The organism is Rhizobium sp. BK212, from assembly GCF_014197475.1.
GTDB classification, from domain to species: domain Bacteria; phylum Pseudomonadota; class Alphaproteobacteria; order Rhizobiales; family Rhizobiaceae; genus Rhizobium; species Rhizobium anhuiense.
Window position 1 is genome coordinate 590240 of sequence record NZ_JACIFS010000002.1, and the last position, 17232, is coordinate 607471.

At 61.3% G+C, this 17232-nt stretch carries 17 protein-coding genes; 11 read left to right on the forward strand and 6 right to left on the reverse strand.

Annotated elements, in window-relative coordinates; all coding sequences use genetic code 11:
* The first annotated feature begins 30 nt into the window (after window positions 1–30).
* Window positions 31–546 carry a GrpB family protein gene (locus FHT79_RS07920; protein WP_028758404.1) on the forward strand — a complete coding sequence of 172 codons (516 nt, stop codon included), beginning with the start codon at window positions 31–33 and terminating at the stop codon, window positions 544–546.
* A gap of 2 nt (window positions 547–548) precedes the next feature.
* Here the strand turns inward: FHT79_RS07920 and FHT79_RS07925 are convergent, their stop codons facing one another.
* A complete protein-coding gene (locus FHT79_RS07925; RefSeq protein WP_028758403.1) occupies window positions 549–830 on the reverse strand; it encodes a DUF2188 domain-containing protein in 282 nt (93 codons plus the stop codon).
* A gap of 231 nt (window positions 831–1061) precedes the next feature.
* Here FHT79_RS07925 and FHT79_RS07930 point away from each other — a divergent pair, with 231 nt between their 5' ends.
* Window positions 1062–2159 carry a calcium:proton antiporter gene (locus FHT79_RS07930; RefSeq protein WP_183903201.1) on the forward strand — a complete coding sequence of 366 codons (1098 nt, stop codon included), beginning with the start codon at window positions 1062–1064 and terminating at the stop codon, window positions 2157–2159.
* Between the two features lie 60 nt (window positions 2160–2219).
* Here the strand turns inward: FHT79_RS07930 and FHT79_RS07935 are convergent, their stop codons facing one another.
* From FHT79_RS07935 to FHT79_RS07945, 3 genes are all read right to left on the reverse strand, one after another.
* The gene (locus tag FHT79_RS07935; RefSeq protein ID WP_028758402.1) at window positions 2220–3086 is read right to left on the reverse strand and encodes a hypothetical protein; all 867 of its coding nucleotides are present in this window, start codon (window positions 3084–3086) and stop codon (window positions 2220–2222) included.
* 47 nt (window positions 3087–3133) lie between these two features.
* Window positions 3134–4039, reverse strand: coding sequence for a glycosyltransferase family 8 protein (locus tag FHT79_RS07940; protein WP_028758401.1), 906 nt, complete (start codon window positions 4037–4039; stop codon window positions 3134–3136).
* A 268-nt stretch (window positions 4040–4307) separates the two neighbouring features.
* Entirely contained in the window at window positions 4308–5510 is a 1203-nt protein-coding gene (locus FHT79_RS07945) for a pyridoxal phosphate-dependent aminotransferase (RefSeq protein ID WP_028758400.1), read from the reverse strand.
* Window positions 5511–5894: 384 nt separating this feature from the next.
* Between FHT79_RS07945 and FHT79_RS07950 the strand changes: the two genes are divergently transcribed.
* The 3 genes from FHT79_RS07950 (at window position 5895) to FHT79_RS07960 (ending at window position 10249) form a co-directional block, all read left to right on the forward strand.
* Window positions 5895–8282: a marine proteobacterial sortase target protein gene (locus FHT79_RS07950; protein WP_183903202.1), complete on the forward strand. Its 2388-nt coding sequence runs from the start codon at window positions 5895–5897 to the stop codon at window positions 8280–8282.
* Window positions 8272–9045, forward strand: coding sequence for a class GN sortase (locus FHT79_RS07955; RefSeq protein ID WP_028758398.1), 774 nt, complete (start codon window positions 8272–8274; stop codon window positions 9043–9045). Before FHT79_RS07950 ends, FHT79_RS07955 begins: the two co-directional genes overlap by 11 nt.
* 61 nt (window positions 9046–9106) lie before the next feature.
* Window positions 9107–10249 (forward strand): PQQ-dependent sugar dehydrogenase, encoded by a 1143-nt coding sequence (locus tag FHT79_RS07960; RefSeq protein ID WP_028758397.1) that lies wholly within the window; start codon window positions 9107–9109, stop codon window positions 10247–10249.
* A 4-nt stretch (window positions 10250–10253) separates the two neighbouring features.
* On the opposite strand, the gene FHT79_RS07965 is transcribed toward FHT79_RS07960, so the two are convergent.
* The gene (locus FHT79_RS07965; protein ID WP_028758396.1) at window positions 10254–10721 is read right to left on the reverse strand and encodes a hypothetical protein; all 468 of its coding nucleotides are present in this window, start codon (window positions 10719–10721) and stop codon (window positions 10254–10256) included.
* A 101-nt stretch (window positions 10722–10822) separates the two neighbouring features.
* Between FHT79_RS07965 and FHT79_RS07970 the strand changes: the two genes are divergently transcribed.
* The 6 genes from FHT79_RS07970 (at window position 10823) to FHT79_RS07995 (ending at window position 15821) form a co-directional block, all read left to right on the forward strand.
* Entirely contained in the window at window positions 10823–11713 is an 891-nt protein-coding gene (locus FHT79_RS07970; protein WP_028758395.1) for a DMT family transporter, read from the forward strand.
* Between the two features lie 487 nt (window positions 11714–12200).
* Window positions 12201–12416: a cold-shock protein gene (locus FHT79_RS07975; RefSeq protein WP_003561293.1), complete on the forward strand. Its 216-nt coding sequence runs from the start codon at window positions 12201–12203 to the stop codon at window positions 12414–12416.
* A gap of 139 nt (window positions 12417–12555) precedes the next feature.
* Window positions 12556–13005, forward strand: a complete 450-nt coding sequence (locus FHT79_RS07980; protein ID WP_183903203.1) for a BA14K family protein — start codon at window positions 12556–12558, stop codon at window positions 13003–13005.
* Window positions 13006–13248: 243 nt separating this feature from the next.
* Entirely contained in the window at window positions 13249–14217 is a 969-nt protein-coding gene (locus FHT79_RS07985) for an aliphatic sulfonate ABC transporter substrate-binding protein (protein WP_183903204.1), read from the forward strand.
* Window positions 14218–14236: 19 nt separating this feature from the next.
* On the forward strand, window positions 14237–15079 hold the full coding sequence (locus FHT79_RS07990; RefSeq protein ID WP_183903205.1) for an ABC transporter permease: 843 nt from the start codon (window positions 14237–14239) through the stop codon (window positions 15077–15079).
* Between the two features lie 4 nt (window positions 15080–15083).
* Complete coding sequence (locus tag FHT79_RS07995; protein WP_183903206.1) at window positions 15084–15821, forward strand: ABC transporter ATP-binding protein; 738 nt, start codon at window positions 15084–15086, stop codon at window positions 15819–15821.
* A gap of 24 nt (window positions 15822–15845) precedes the next feature.
* On the opposite strand, the gene FHT79_RS08000 is transcribed toward FHT79_RS07995, so the two are convergent.
* Window positions 15846–17222: an ATP-binding protein gene (locus FHT79_RS08000; RefSeq protein WP_063474541.1), complete on the reverse strand. Its 1377-nt coding sequence runs from the start codon at window positions 17220–17222 to the stop codon at window positions 15846–15848.
* Window positions 17223–17232 lie beyond the last annotated feature (10 nt).

Here is a 17232-nt window from a genome sequence, read left to right on the forward strand (position 1 = left end):
GTTGGACGGGCGCTCCGGCGGGATGGGAAAATGACGACGCACAACCCGGTTGAACTCGTGCCCCACGATCCGCAATGGCCCCAAGCCTTCCGGCGCATCCGCGACAGGTTGCTGGGCTTGCTGCCGCAGGCGCTCTCCATCGATCACATCGGCAGCACGTCCATACCGGGCATGACCGCCAAGCCGCTTATCGATATCGACATCATCCTTCCCGGCCTCGGGCATATCGAAGGCGCCACCCGCGTGCTTCTGGCAGAAGGCTACGAGCCGCGCGGCAACCGCTATGACGACGATGTCTGGGCGTTTTTGTCGAGAGGTTCAGTGCCGGCGGAGCGGGTCTATCTTTGCCCGCCCGGCAACAGCACCCATCGAAACAGGCTGGCTTTCCGGGATTATCTCATCGCGCATCCGCAAGCGGCGGCGGAGTATGCCGCGCTCAAACGCAGGCTGGCAGCCGAATTCAGGATGGACGGCGATCGCTATACCGCGCATAAGCGTGAATTCGTCGACGCGATCGTCGCGCGGGCATTGACGGGCAATCGGTAACTTCAAATGCCTGGCGAGGCCCCGGCCGCGTGACCTTTCCAGAGACCATCCACCACCTCGGTTTCCGGCCGGTCGCCGCCTTCGGCATATTCCTCATGCCACTTGCCGTTCTCGTCCTGCCAGCTGATCTCGGCGGAATCGCCGCCGACCTGCTGTTCGGCCGCGACGATGCGCGCAGCTTCGAGTGCCTCGGCATGGGTCGGAAATGCCTCGGAATAGACACCTCCCAGCCTGTAGGCCCAGCCGCCGTCATGCGGCACGACTTCGTAGACCACCTTGATCATGCATCCGTCTCCTCATCTTCTTGTTGCGCATTCGCACGCTTCCGGACAGGATCCGGATCATCGCGGCCGCTTGACGAGAATTCGAGGACGCCGCGATCTGCTTTCCGGCCCCGATGACGTTCAGTATTCCATTAAACGCCGAAGACTGCAAACGGGACTGGCCCCGGGCCTGCTTGATAGGCGAAATCAGTGACTTAGATAAAACGCATGAATCGGGACAGGAGCTCAGGCTTGGGGATCGCGTCACGCTTTAAAGAAGAAAAGTTTCTGGTCGTCGCACTTGTCGTTGCAGTGATCGCCTATCTCATGGAACACGCGGTGATCGAGATGGGGCGCGGCGTCGCGCTGATCGCAGCCGTCGCCCTGGTCGGCACCATCGTGCTCGCCTCTATCCGCGTCGCCCATCATGCCGAACTGCTCGCCGTCAAAGTCGGCGATCCCTACGGCACGATGATCCTGACCCTTTCGGCCGTCGCCGTCGAAGTCATCATCCTCGCCATCATGATGAGTGGCGAGAGTTCGCCGACGCTGGTGCGCGACACGATCTATTCCGCCCTAATGCTCGATATCAACGGCATTCTTGGCCTCGCCGCGCTGCTCGGCGGCCTCAAGCACGGCGAACAGCCCTATAACGATAACTCCGGCAAGACTTACGGCGTGATGATCCTCACCGCCATGGGCATCTCGATGATCGTGCCGGAATTCGTGCCCCGCGACAAATGGCACTATTATTCCGCCTTCACCATCGTCGCGATGATCGCGCTCTACGGCCTCTTCCTGCGCATGCAGGTCGGCCAGCACAGCTATTTCTTCAGCTATAGCTATCCGCGCTCCGAGCGGAAGAAAGAAAGTCCGGACGAGCACGCCCCCGACGAGTCGGCCGCGATCTCGATCGCCACCATTCTCGTCGGCGTGGTCATCATCGGCCTGCTGGCGGAGTTCATGTCGGCCTTCATGGCCGACGGGCTGCGCGACAGCGGCGCGCCGATCGCGGTGACCGCCGTCGTCGTCGCGGCGATTTCGGCCGCCCCCGAGATCCTGACGGCATTGAGGGCAGCCCTCAGGAACCGCATGCAGGCGACGGTCAACATCGCCATGGGCGCTTCACTGTCGACGGTGATCCTGACGGTACCCGTCATGGAGGCGATCGCGCTCTACACCGGCCAGCCCTTCATCATGGCCATGACCCCGGTGCAGACGGTAATGGTGACGATCACGCTGATTGCCGCGGCGATCAACCTCAACGACGGCGAGACCAACGCCATCGAGGGCATGACGCATTTCATCCTCTTTGCCACCTTCATCATGCTGACGGCGCTGGGACTTTGACGGTGGCGGCTGACATCGCCTTCTTGGCAGTTCACCCTTGTTGGCAGGTCCCTGCGGCAGTCATTCCTTCGACTTTTCGAGGAAACGCTGCTTGCGGGTTTTCGGCTTGAAGCGCCGGAAGAAACCCTCAATGGCGCGGATCGATTTGGTGACGGACATCAGCCGGTCGATCTGGCCGTTCGCATTGTGGAGCCGTTCCGACAGAACTTCGGCCGCCGTCATCGCAATCTCGATCGGCGGCACCTGCGGAAACCGTTTGGCCAGCGCCGAATAGGGGCTGGCATCGACGCCGCCCATCATCGAGATCGCGCCCATCCTGGCAAAGAGACGCAGGAAGATCTGCTCGAACGTCCAGTCGTGCACGTCGAAGACCTTCCACTTCTCGCTTCTCTTTGCCGAAAAACCGGCAAGCAGGATCTTGCCCGGCAGTTGCAGGTCGGCCAGCCAAAGCGCCATCGCAAAGCCGCTCGTCGCGATCTTGCCTGTCGGATAGAGATCGCCGAGCATTTGCGTCAGATCGAGATGGCGGGTTCTGGCGCCTTTGAAGCCGCTCTCCTCACTGAAGTTTTCCTCCGGGGAGGCGCGAATATTGACGACACCCAAAAAATCGTCGCCGGCAAAGAAACGCAGAACATCCGCCGCCTCGCGCCGGTGGACGATATTGGCGCCCATCACGCCGCTGCGGGCAATCAGCACCGCATGGCCGGTGAAGGCTTCGTCGAGCACCTTATAGACATTGTTGAAGAAGACGTAGAGCGTCGTCTCCGGCAATTCGCTTCGCAGCCGCTCGAAATCGACTGCTTCGCTGTTTGCCACCAGCACGACGTGGGAATAAGGTGACAACAGTGCCTTCCACGCCTCCGGCGTCAGGAAGTTGAAGCCGCCATCCGCGGCGGCCCTCTGCGTGTCACTGGGGATTGCTTCCATATCGGCTCACATGCACTTTCCAAGGACGATGCGCACTGCCCGCCTTACTAGCTGTTGCTGAAATAGGCGCGCGTCCGTGCCAGCCGCGTCAGCCCGCCGATACGCTTTCCCACATGCGAAAGGAAACCCGCGACCCGGCCCATCATCGACGGCTGCCTGCAGAACGAGGCCCACGGCGTATTGCTGAGATCCTCGATATAACGCTTGGCCATCCGGCGGTGCACCCAGGGTACGGTGGCCTGCCACGGTTTTTTCCGGCCGGTAAAATGAATGATCGCCGGCCGGCCGACAAAGGGCAGAAGGCCGGTCTGCGTATTCCAGCGCGGATCGAGCACCAGCCAGTCGCCGTCGAAGGTGACGTTCAGCGCATCCTGATCGTTATTCTCGAAAAGATGCGACCGCTCCTCGAAGATCTCCCGTGTCCTGGCAAAAAGCTCCCTCTCCCGGCAGGCCGCCCAGTCGAACAGCAGCACACCGGCATTGAAATAGCGGCCACCCTCGTGCATGCCGATCTTCCGCTGCCGTGCGCCAGCCTTCTCGGGAAAGGCCATGACATAGTCGTCGACGGCGGCAAGCGCCTTGCCTTGAAAATCCCTGCTGAAGAGTTCGTCAACTGGCGCAACTGCCAGCACATCGGCGTCGAGGTAAAGCAGACGCTCGATATGAGCGGGTATGTGCAGATCCATGTAGAGCCGCGCCAGCGTCGCACCCGACCAGCGGCCCCGCGCCTGCTTTGCCGTATCCGGCGTATTGTAGGGCAGCACAGTGATCGCCATGCCGTGCATCCGCGCGAAATTTCCGACCTCGGCGCTTTCATTCGGCGTAAGGTCGATGCCGAGAAGCAGGAACTCCACGGCAGAACCGCCGAGATTGCGCTTGACGGAAAGCAGGGTGCAGCAGGCGGCCGGCAGCATGTTGACATCCGAACAGACGATCACCGCACTCTGCTGCAAAATCCCGGCCTCCCGAAGCGGCAACGTAAACTTGATGCCGGATATCTAGTTGGTTTGATGCCAACCCGCAACCGCCGATCACCCGCCGAGCCGTCACCCTGCGTCACGTTTTGAATCGGAATTCAACGACTTGCGAGGCAAAGTGGAATCAACTCTGCAGCATGTTGAATCGGGACGTGAACGACAATCACAGCGCCAGCCCAACCTCGCCACAAAGAAAAAGGCCCGCCGTCGCGGCGGGCCTTTGATCGATGCTGTGCCAACCGGCTTACTTGCAGGCGCCGCAGAAGCGCTGGATACGGCGGCAGGCTTCCTCGAGCTGTGCTTCCGAGGTTGCATAGGAGATGCGGAAGTTCGGGCCGAGACCGAAGGCCGAACCGTGAACGACGGCAACGCCTTCCGATTCCAGCAGTTCGGAAACAAAATCCTCGTCCGTCTCGATGACCTTGCCCGACGGAGCCGTCTTGCCGATCAGACCCTTGCAGGAGGGATAGACGTAGAAGGCGCCTTCCGGCACCGGGCAGACAATGCCCTTGGCCTGGTTCAGCATGGAAACGACGAGATCGCGACGGCCTTCGAAGATCTTCTTGTTCTCCGGGATGAAGTCCTGCGTGCCGTTCAACGCTTCGACAGCAGCCCACTGGGCGATCGATGTCGCACCCGAGGTCTGCTGGCCCTGGATCATGTCCATGGCCTTGATGAGCTGCAGCGGGCCTGCCGCGTAGCCGATACGCCAGCCGGTCATTGCATAGGCCTTGGAGACGCCGTTCATCGTCAGCGTCCGGTCGTAGAGCTTCGGCTCGACTTCGACAGGCGTGACGAACTTGAAGTCGCCATAGGTCAGGTGCTCGTACATGTCGTCGGTCAGCACCCAGACATGCGGATGTTTCATCAGCACATCCGTCAACGCCTTCAACTCGTCATGCGTATAGGCCGCACCCGTCGGGTTGGACGGCGAGTTGAAGATGAACCACTTTGTCTTCTCGGTGATCGCCTTTTCGAGATCGGCCGGCTGGAGCTTGAAATTATGCTCCTGGGTGGCCGAAACGAAAACCGGCGTGCCGCCGCACAGTGCCACCATCTCGGGATAGGAAACCCAGTAAGGCGCCGGGATGACGACTTCGTCGCCGGGGTTCATCGTTGCCATGAAAGCGTTGAAAAGGATCTGCTTGCCGCCGGTGCCGACGATCGTCTGCTCCGCTGTATAGTCCAGGCCGTTCTCGCGCTTGAACTTGGCGGCAATTGCCTTGCGCAGCTCAGGAATGCCGGAAACCGGCGTGTACTTCGTCTCGCCGCGGTTGATCGCGTCGATGGCGGCCTTCTTGATATTGTCGGGCGTATCGAAATCCGGTTCACCCGCACCGAGGCCAATGACGTCACGTCCTTTTGCTTTCAGCTCGCGCGCTTTCTGGGAGACGGCGATGGTGGCTGAAGGCTTCACACGGGAAAGAGCATCGGCAAGGAAGGCCATGATAACGGTCCTATTGGTTGAAACGGGCAGAAAGCCGGGACCGGAGTTCTGCGGTTAGCTCTATGTCCAATGTATGACGGCATTTCAAGCGGAAAGGCGTCATGGCGGCATGATTCTTATTGATCATTTCGCCGCGCCGCCCGCCCGGCCTGTCCACGCCTTCGGACAGGCCGGCGTCACGAGGTTGAATCGTGCTGCGCGGATCTTGAATCAAACTCTGAAGTCATCCGGATTTATACCCTGAAATCAGTGGCATCACCGGATTCGACCATCGCCACGAATAAGCCGCAACAAATGCCGCGCCACGCCGCAATTCGGTCGTGAGCGCGCCGAGATCGAAGCCGCATCATCCGGCATCCGAAATTGGTTATTGAGGGTATGCCAATGTTTCTGGAAGATGGGTTTGCCATAGGGCGCATTCGCGCGCGCCGAATTTCCGTTTCAGTCCTTGTTGCCGTCACCGCTCTTGCCGCCTGCATAGCGGCGATGCTGGGGCTTGCCTCCACAGTCCGCGCCGAGCAGGCGCCGCAGGCATCCAACCAACTGGCGGCGCTTGTCCGGCCGAACGACGTCAACAGCGGCTCGCTGCTCTTTCCGTCGAAGGAGCCGGGCTTTTATGTCGAAGCGCCGCGGCTGAAGACCGATGTCGCCATCGACGTCTCCGGCCCGATCGCCAGGGTGAAGGTGACGCAGCGCTTTCAGAATCCAAGCCAGGGTTGGGTAGAAGGCACCTACGTCTTCCCGCTGCCGGACAATTCCGCCGTTGACGCCTTGAAAATGCAGATCGGCGAACGCTTCATCGAAGGCCAGATCAAGCCTCGCCAGGAAGCCCGTGAAATCTACGAGCAGGCCAAGGCCGAGGGCAAGAAGACGGCGCTGCTCGAACAACAGCGGCCGAACATTTTCACCAACCAGGTCGCCAATATCGGTCCCGGCGAAACCGTCGTCGTCCAGATCGAATATCAGCAGACGGTCCACCAGTCGGGCGGCGAGTTCTCGCTGCGTTTTCCGATGGTCGTCGCCCCGCGCTACAATCCGGCGCCGATCGTCCAGACCGTCGAGTTCAATAACGGCGCCGGTTTCGCCACACCACGCGACCCGGTGGAAAACCGCGACAAGATCGAAGCCCCCGTACTTGATCCGCGTGAGAACGCCAGGATCAATCCGATTTCGCTGACCGTCGACCTCAAGGCAGGCTTCCCGCTTGGCGACGTCAAATCGTCCTTCCACGCGGTCGATATCAGGCAGGATGGCGACCAGGCGAGGACGATCGGCCTGAAGGCGGACACCGTTCCCGCCGACAAGGATTTCGAGCTCATCTGGAAGGCCGCCCACGGCAAGATGCCGAGTGCCGGCCTCTTCCGGGAAGTCATGAACGGCAAGACCTATCTGCTCGCCTTCGTCACCCCGCCCACGGCTCCGGATGCGGCAGCGCCGCCGGCAAAACGCGAGGTGGTCTTCGTCATCGACAATTCCGGTTCCATGTCCGGTCCGTCGATCGAGCAGGCAAGGCAGAGCCTGGCGCTTGCCATTTCCAAGCTGAACCCCGACGACCGTTTCAACGTCATCCGTTTCGACGATACGATGACGGATTACTTCAAGGGTCTCGTCGCTGCCACCCCGGACAATCGCGAAAAGGCCATTGCCTATGTCAGAGGCCTGACAGCCGACGGCGGCACGGAAATGCTGCCCGCCCTGGAGGCTGCATTGCGCAACCAGGGACCGGTCGCAAGCGGAGCGTTGCGCCAGGTCGTGTTCCTGACGGATGGCGCGATCGGCAACGAGCAGCAGCTCTTCCAGGAAATCACTGCAAACCGCGGCGATGCCCGCGTCTTCACCGTCGGTATCGGCTCGGCGCCGAATACCTATTTCATGACCAAGGCCGCCGAAGTCGGCCGTGGCACTTTCACGGCAATCGGCTCGACCGATCAGGTGGCAAGCCGCATGGGCGAGCTTTTCGCCAAGCTGCAGAACCCAGCCATGACCGATATCGCCGCGACCTTTGAAGGCATAAAAGCCGAGGATATCACGCCGAACCCGATGCCGGACCTATACAGTGGCGAACCCGTCGTGCTGACCGCCGAACTGCCTGAGGACAAACCCGCCGGCAAGCTGCAGATCTTCGGCAAGACAGGCGAGCAACCCTGGCGCGTCGAGATGGATATCGCCAATGCCGCCGACGGCAACGGCATTTCCAAGCTCTGGGCCCGCCGCAAGATCGACGATTTCGAAGCCCGTGCCTATGAGCGTCAGGATCGGGCCACGCTCGACAAGGATATCGAGACTGTCGCTCTCGCCCACCATCTCGTCTCCCGCCTCACCAGCCTCGTTGCCGTCGACGTTACCCCGTCACGCCCGGCCGATCAGCCGCTCGGCTCAACCAAGCTGCCGCTCGATCTGCCTGAAGGTTGGGACTTCGATAAGGTCTTCGGCGAAAACCCTGTCCATCCTGCCGGCGGAGAACGCCATGGCTCGGCGACGCCGGCAGGAAACGCCGGACCGGAACAGGCGGCAGCCGAAACACAGGATCTCGCCCCATCGCCCGGGATCGCAAACATGATGGCAGCAGCCCCGACCGCCAAGGCCGCCACTATGATCGCGCAGAAGAGCTCGACCGTGAACCTGCCGCAGACGGCAACGCGCGCCGACGAGCAGATCATCCGCGGGCTTACCATGCTGCTCCTGGCGCTGACGGCGGCAAGCGGGCTGGCCATCTGGCGCCGGCGCATCAAGCGGGTGATCGCGGTCGGGGCCAAGCGTTATGGCCTCTAGGCTCTCCGCAAGCCACAACGAGGAAGCGGCCGAATTCGAGCCGCTTCCGACCTATCTGGAACTCGCCATGGCGGCCGCCACGGCCTATGACAGGCCGAAGGCGCGCCCGAGCAAGGGCTTTTTCCTCTGGCGTCTTTCCTCGATCGAAAAGGCAATCGCCTTCGCCATTGCCGGTCTTGCCCTCTATGGCCTGGCGCTGATCGGCGACGGCTTCCTGCTGAAAGCGAAGGCGGAGCTCTCCCAGATCCTGCTGAAACGCGCTTTCGCCGCGGAGCTGCAGGGGAAAGAGACAAAGCCCTGGCCCTGGGCGGATTTCACCACCGAGGCCAAGGTGCGCGCCCCGCGCCTCGGCAAGGAGGCGATCGTGCTTTCCGGCGCCTCCGGCGAGGCTCTCGCCTTCGGTCCGGCCTGGCTCGTCAACACCCCACAGCCGGGCGAGGAAGGCACCTCCGTGATCGCAGCCCATCGCGACACGCACTTCCGCTGGCTGCAATATATAAAGCCCGGCGATACGATCGAAGTCACGCGCCGCGACGGCAAACTATTGACCTTCAAGGCGGGCGAAGGCCGCATCGCTCCGTGGGATGCAAACGGCATCGATCCCTCCTCCGACGGCCGCCGTCTCGTGCTGACCACCTGCTGGCCCTTCGACGCGACGGAGCGCGGGCCCTTGCGCTACATCCTCGAGGCGGAACTGGTCGACCCTCAGGCGACCGGCTCGGTTCAACCGCCAAACACAAAGCCGTTATATCAGGTCGAATGAGGGTTGAAGCTGTTTCCTGTCCGCTCCACGTTCAGCCTGGAGAGACGACAGGGAAAACACGATGAAGAGAATATCCGCCCTCCATTTGGCCGCAGCGCTGGTCCTGTTCGGGGCTATATCCGCGGATGCGGCTGATACCATCAAAGCGCAGGATCTTACAGTGCGAGTCGACAAGCTCGCCGACGGTCTCGAACATCCCTGGGCGGTCGAGGTGTTGCCCGACGGCGCCTATCTCGTCACCGAGCGGCCGGGCCGCATGCGCATCATCCGAGAGGGCAAGGTCTCCGACCCGATCGGCGGCGTGCCGAAAGTCACCGCCCGTGGCCAGGGCGGCCTGATGGACGTGGCGCTCGCCCCGGACTTTGCGACGAGCCGAAAACTCTATTTCACCGCCGCCATCGCCAACAGGCAGGGCTCCGGCACCGAAGCCTTCAGCGCCACACTTTCGGCCGATGAAAAGACCCTGGACGCAGTAAAGCCGGTTTTCACCATGCGGCGCTTCACATCAGGCAATATCCAGTACGGCTCGCGTATCGCGATATCCGGCGACGGCTCGCTGTTCATCAGCGTCGGCGACCGCGGCGACCGCGACCGCTCGCAGGACTGGCAGGACGATGCCGGCTCGATCATCCATATCAATGCCGACGGCAGCATCCCCGCCGACAATCCATTTAAGGACGGCGGCAAGGCACTGCCGGAAATCTGGTCGAAAGGCCACCGCAACCCGCAGGGCATCACCTTCGACGCCAGGGATGGCAAGCTCTATACCGTCGAACACGGCGCCCGCGGCGGCGACGAGATCAACCAGCCCCAGGCCGGCAAGAATTACGGCTGGCCGATCATCACCTATGGACGCGACTATTCCGGCGCCGAGATCGGCGAAGGCACAGCCAAGGAAGGGCTGGAACAGCCGCTGCATTATTGGGATCCTTCGATCGCACCCGGCGCGCTCGTCGTCTATCGCGGCGCCATGTTTCCGGAATGGGACGGCAATTTCATCGTCGCAGCGCTGAAGTTCCAGTTGCTGTCGCGCATGCAACGTGACGACAACGGCGCTTTCGTCGCCGAAGAGCGCCTGTTCGAGGGCGAATACGGCCGCATCCGCGACGTCGTCGTCGCACCCGACGGAGCGCTGCTGATGGTGACGGACGAGGACGACGGCGCGCTGCTCAGGGTCTCCAGGGCGCAAGCCCGCAACGGCTGAGAGATCACAACGGGCCGCGCAGTTCCTTGCGGATGACGAATTTCAGCCCGGACCAGATCTCGTCGACGGCGCAGACCTTGACGTCGACGAGGCCCGTCGGGAGCAGAACCTCCCGCAACACGTCCTCGGTGATGTCGGTCGGCACGCGTGAACTCTTCTTCGGCCAGGAGATCCAGACCATGCCGCTCGGCATCAGGACAGAAAAAAGCGTGGGCGCAACAGCCTCCAGCGCCGCCCGTTCTGTTGTAAACAAATGCACATAGTCGAAGGCGCGCTGAGGCGTCTCGGGAAGCGCGCGGACGACCGAAGCAAAACCGTCGAAACCATGGATCTCGCCGATCGTTTCGGGAACACCGAGAAGAGCCGCGGCCTGCCCATCAGTCAGGCCGAGCTTCCGGGCAAGCGGCGTGCCGGAATAGCCTGCCGTCTTGGACGCTGCGGTGTCGCCGGCTGGCCGTTCTTCACGTCGCATGCCTTCACCTCCGTTCACACCGCCCAAAGTCTTCACCCTTGCCGGAAGGAAACGCAACTGCTAACCGCTTGACCACACCTCCCTTCCCCATCGAGGACGACATGACGCGCGTTCAGGCGAACCTCCTCCTGTTGCTTGCAGCCGCCATCTGGGGCGGCGGCTTCGTCGCGCAGTCGACGGCGATGAAGGCGATCGGTCCCTTCTGGTTCATCTGCCTGCGTTTTGCCGTCGCCACGCTGGCCGTGCTGCCTTTCGTCCTTTTTGAGGCGCGCAAGGCCAAAGAGAAGACCAGCGCGCGCCATGCGAAGCTCTACATCCTGACCGGCCTTGCTCTTTTCGGCGGTGCAGCCACGCAGCAGGTCGGACTGCAGACGACGACGGTGACGAATTCCAGCTTCATCACCGGCCTCTATGTCGTCTTTGTGCCGCTGATTGCCGTGTGCTTCCTGCGCCGCGCCCCGCATTGGATCATCTGGCCCGGCGCGCTGCTGGCGATCACTGGCATCTACCTCCTGTCCGGTGGCCATCTTTCGGCGCTGACGCCGGGCGATCTGCTGACCGTCGTCTGCGCCGTCTTCTGGGCGATCCAGATCACCCTCGCCGGTACGACCGTTTCGGCGACCGGAAGGCCGCTCGCGCTCTCCGCCGTGCAATTCGCCGTAACCGCGACCTGTGCGCTGGCCGTTGCCGCAGCCGTCGAACCTGTCAGCCTTGCGGCGATTTGGGCGGCGGCGCCGGAGATCCTCTATGTCGGTATTTTCTCCTCTGGCCTGGCTTTCGTCCTGCAGGTGATAGCCCAGCGCTACACGACGCCCTCGCAGGCCGCGATCTTCCTTTCTTCCGAAGCGATCTTCGGCGCATCGCTCGGAGCCCTGCTGCTCGGCGAAACGATGCCGGCGACAGGTTATGCAGGTTGCGCGCTCATGTTGATCGCTATGCTTGTAGTCGAACTCGTCCCTGGATTCGCCCGACGGCGGCTGCCAGCCACGTGAACACGCGTCCAAATATGGGTGAGTCCCACAGCGGAAAAAAAATTTACCGGGGGCGGAAAGACGCGTTCACGTTGCATTTTTGGGAAAATCTGCTCGGAACTTATATTGCAGACGATATAAAACGTTAATCATTCCCTATCAGCGAAGGAAATTTTGCGTTTTTGCGCAAATTGTTTATCGGCAGGGGTGTGCCAGGAACGACACGCTAAAAAACTTTTGCTTGCCAAAATCCTTTAAACGCAGCACTCTCAGCGCGTTCGGGCATTTTGCGAGCATGGGAAGTCCTTAAGTATTTGCGCGCCGGGAACGCTAATATTCCGGTCAGCCGGTTCCAAAAATGGCGGGCGAAAGTCCTGCCTGGAACAGGCCGAGGTAGAGGGGACCTTTTTCTCACATTTCAAGAATTGCCTGCCAACCCCTCCCGCAAGGAGGCAATGCTATGATGCTGCCCGTGTGGATGGCGGGCAGAGAGAAAAGGACCTGACGCATGGCAGAGACTGGCACTGTAAAATTCTTCAATACCGACAAAGGCTTCGGCTTCATCAAGCCGGACCGGGGCGGCGCCGATATCTTCGTTCACATTTCTGCCGTTCAGGCCTCCGGGCTGGCCGGTCTGACGGAAAACCAGAAGGTAAGCTTCGACACGGAGCCGGATCGCCGCGGCAAGGGCCCGAAGGCCGTCAATCTGCAGATTGCCGGCTGAACCCTTAACGGCTGTCGAATTCGAGTTGAAGCCCGGCAGCAATGCCGGGTTTTGTCGTTCAGCCTTCGTTCAGCTACAAATCTCTAGGACTATCATCATCGAGAAAGGAACCGGCGTTCGGTTCCCGGGATTGGGATTTATGCTTATGAACAGGCTCGCCAAGACTCTTCTGCTGACGGCAACTGCTGCCGCGCTTACTCTCTCCGCCATTGGCGAAGCATCGGCACGCGACCGCCACTGGCGCCATCATAACGGCAACGACGCGCTCGTCGGCGGTGCCGTCGGCCTCGCAACCGGCCTGATCGTTGGTTCGGCCATCGCCAACGCCAATAACGGCTCAGTCTACGAAGAGCGCCGCTACATCGACCCGGCCTACGAGCCGGATTATTACGAGCCCGCTCCGGTCTATCGCGCCCCGCGCCGTGTCTATGTCGAGCAGCAGCAATATTACGAGCCGGTCCGCACGGCGGTAGAACCCTGGTCGCCGCAATGGGAGCGTTACTGCTCTTACCGCTACCGCTCCTTCGATCCGCGCAGCGGCACCTATATCGGCAGTGACGGCCGCAGCCACTTCTGCACCGCCGGCTGATTTCGCCATCATCCCTGATGCCAAGCGCCGCTCTTCAGCGGCGCTTTCTTTTTGTCGACCCGTCAGATGATCCACTCCCGCATCCGCTTTCTCGACATTGCGCGCCGCACCACATCCACGCGGCCGGGGAAAAATATTTCCACAAATTCCATAGAAATAGACGTTATAGGTTTCTCGCCCATCACCAGTGCTCGTAGGTTATTTCGACCTATCGATGGCAATGGTACGGAGAGGAAATAAGTTATGGGCGTGTTTCGTTCGGCGATGATCGGTGTCGCGGTTGCTTTGGGGCTGGGGCTGTCATCGGCTGGCGCAGCCGATCTTTCAGAAATCAGGATCGACTGGGCAACCTATAATCCGGTCAGTGTTCTTCTGAAAAAGGAAGGCCTCCTGGAAAAGGAATTCGCCAAGGACAATATCAGCATTCGCTGGGTACAATCCGCCGGCTCGAACAAGGCACTGGAATTCCTGAACGCCGGATCGATCGATTTCGGCTCGACGGCGGGTGCGGCAGCACTGATCGCGCGGGTCAACGGCAATCCGATCAAATCCATTTATGTTTATTCGCGCCCCGAATGGACGGCTCTGGTCACCCGCGCCGACAGTCCGATTTCCACCGTCGAGGATCTGAAGGGCAAGACGATCGCGGTGACGCGCGGCACCGATCCGCATGTCTTTCTCGTCCGTGCCTTGGCGGATGCCGGCCTGAAACAATCGGATGTGAAGCTGGTGCTGCTGCAGCATGCCGATGGCAAGCTGGCGCTTCTGCGTGGCGATGTCGATGCATGGGCCGGGCTCGATCCGCTGATGGCGGCCGCCGAAGTGGACGACAAGGCGAAGCTCTTCTATCGCAAGCCGGAAAACAACAGCTGGGGCGTGCTCAATACGACCGAGACATTTGCCGCCGAACATCCCGACATCATCAAACGCGTCGTCGCCGTCTATGAGCAGGCACGCGCCGAGGCGCTGGCCGATCCCGCAGCGCTCAAGGCGGCGCTGGTGGAGGCGGCAAAACTGCCGGACAATGTCATCGCCAAGCAACTGGAGCGGACTGACCTCTCGCAATCGACGATCGGCGACCTGCAGCGCGACACGATCTCGAAAGCGGGTATCGCCTTGCAAAGCGCCGGCGTCCTGCCCGCGGACGTCGACATTCCCAAAGTCACGGCCGAGCTGATCGACGATCGTTTTGCAGTCGGGAAAACCCAGTAACAGGGCATCGATCATCGCTATGACGGACTTGGCCGAAACCGGTATCAAGACGGAAACAAGGACGCCGCGTCCGGTCGCGGCGTCGATCTTTTATGGTGTGAGCAGCAGGGTGGCGGTCGCCGTTCTGCTGCCTGCGCTCGGGCTGCTCTTCTGGGAGATTGCGGTCGCGGCCGGCTGGTTCTCAGGCCGTCTCATGCCGCCGCCATCCAGGGTCGCGGCGACGCTATGGGCGCTCTTCAGGTCCGGCGAACTGCTCGATCATATCGGCATCACCACCGTCCGGGTGTTCTTCGGATTTGCGATCGGCGCCGCCACGGCCACGATCGCCGGCGCCATAACGGGATATTTCGGTCTCGCCCGCCGACTGATCGATCCGTCGCTTCAAGCGCTCCGCTCCATCCCGTCGATCGCCTGGGTGCCGCTCTTCATTCTCTGGTTCGGGATCTTCGAGACATCCAAAGTGGCGCTGATCGCCGTCGGGGTGTTTTTTCCGGTCTATCTCGGCATCTCCGGTGCGATCCTGTCGGTTGATCGCAAGATTGTCGAGGTCGGCCGCATCTTCCGGCTTTCCGGTTTCGCACTGGTGCGGCGGGTCATGCTACCTGCGGTCTTTCCGGCCTATGTGACTGCCTTGCGATCCGGCCTCGGCCTCGGTTGGATGTTCGTCGTCGCAGCGGAATTCATGGGCGCTTCGGAGGGCCTCGGCTATCTCCTCGTTGATGGCCAGCAAATGGGCAAGCCGGACCAGATCATGGCTGCCATCATCACCTTCGCGGTCGTCGGCAAGTTGACGGACAGCCTGTTGCTGGCGGCGACGGCACCCTTCCTGACCTGGCAGGACAGTTACAGGCGGGAGGGATGAGCCGATGCTGACGCTGCGAAATTTGGAAAAAACCTATGCGAATGGGGTGCGCGCACTGGAGGGCTTCTCGCTCGGGCTGGCTCCGGGAGAAATCGTCGCCGTCATCGGCGGATCCGGTTGCGGCAAGAGCACGTTGCTGCGATTGATCAGCGGTCTCGACATTCCCACGCAGGGAACGGTCGAGCTGGATGGCGAACAGGTCACCAAGCCGCATCCGCTGATCAATCTCATCTTTCAGGAGCCACGCCTCTTCCCCTGGCTGAGTGTTGCAAACAATGTCGGCTTCGGCCTCGCCGAGCTCGAAGGTGATGACCGCCGGCAACGGGTGGAGGCCGCATTGGAAAAGGTCGGCCTCGGGAAATTGGGCGGACGCTGGCCGAAGGAACTGTCTGGCGGCCAGGCCCAGAGAGTGGCAATCGCTCGCGCGCTGATTACCCGACCGGAAGTTCTGCTGCTGGATGAGCCTTTCTCGGCCCTCGATGCTTTCACGCGCGCCGATCTGCAGGATCACCTGCTCGACATATGGGCCGAAACGCGCCCAACGCTCGTGCTGGTGACGCATGATATCGACGAGGCGCTCGTCCTTGCCGACCGGATCATCGTGATGCGGCCGTGGCCGGGGCGCATTCTCGAGGAGATCAGCATCGATCTGCCGAGGAAGCGCGATCGGGCATCGGCGTCGTTCGAGGCCGTGAAAAGACGGCTGCTCATGTCGCTCAACATATCGCTGCAGTACAGCTGATCCAACTCATTTGACGCAGTCCCGTCAGGCTGGGATGCGGATCGTTGCCCTTAGTCCACCAAGCGGGCTGTCGCTCAGCGTGACGTTGCCGCCATGGCTGCGGGCGATGTCGCGGGCAATCGCAAGACCGAGGCCGGTGCCCGATGCGTCGAGGTTGCGCGCCGTATCCAGCCGGAAGAACGGCTTGAACACGTCCTCGCGATTCTTTTCGGGAATGCCCGGCCCGTCATCGTCGAAGATGACGGTCAGCCATTTGGCATTGTGCTTGGCCTCGATGTCGAGGCGGTCGGCATAACGGCGCGCGTTCGAGGCAAGGTTGGTGACGAGACGCATGAAGGCGTTCGGCCTGACCGATATGTCGTCATCGCCTTCGATCGAATAGCTGAATTTTTTGCCGTGCAGGGCGAAATCGGATTCCAGCTTCGCGAAGATCTCGCTGAGTTTCAGCTCGCCGACATCCTCTTCGACCTCGCCGCGGGCGAAGGCCATGTAGGCCTCCAGCATAGTCTGCATATCGTTGACGTCGTCGTTCAGCCCGTGCAAGTCGGGATTGTCGCCGGCGAGCGCCAATTGCAGCTTGAAGCGAGTGAGGATGGTTCGCAGATCATGGCTGACGCCGGAGAGCATCGCGGTGCGCTGCTCGATCTGCCGCTCGATCCGCTCGCGCATCAGGATGAAGGCAAGGCCGGCGCGCCTGACCTCGTCGGCCCCGCGCGGATAGAAATTATCGGGTTTCTGCCCCTTGCCGAAGCTTTCGGCCGCTCGCGCCAGCATCAGGATCGGCCGGATCTGTCCACGCAGGAAAAGGATCGAGATACCGATCAGCACCAGCGAGGTACCGACCATCCAGACGATGAAGATATGGGTGTTCGAGGCATAGGTCTGACTGCGCTTGGTCAGCACCCGGAGGATCTTGTTTTCCAGCTTGATGCGAATCTCGACCAGGTTTGAATTGCCGACCGTGTCGATCCAGAAAGGCCGGTGGATCTCGTCGGTGATCTCGTCGCTGAGGATGCCGTCGAGGATCGAGAAGAACGGCTTGACGCGCGGCGGCGGCAGGTCACCATCCGGCTCGATCGAAATTTGCAGGCTGAGCTGGTCGCGGGCGATGCGGATGATCTCGCTATAGTCCGAATTCTGCGGATAGGTCTCGATGATTTCGATGATCGCGGCAATGTCGCGGGTGACGGCAAGCGACAACCGCTCGGTCACCATCTGCCAGTGGCGCTCCATGAAGACGGCGGCGACGACGGATTGCAGGAGCACCATCGGAATGATGATGATCAGCAGCGAGCGAGCGTAAAGTCCGGTCGGCAGCCGCCGGCGCAGCCAGCGGACGATCCAGCGCCAACCCTGCGCAGGGGTGCGGTCTTCCCGCCGCAAGCTGTCGATCGTCACCATCAGCGCCGGT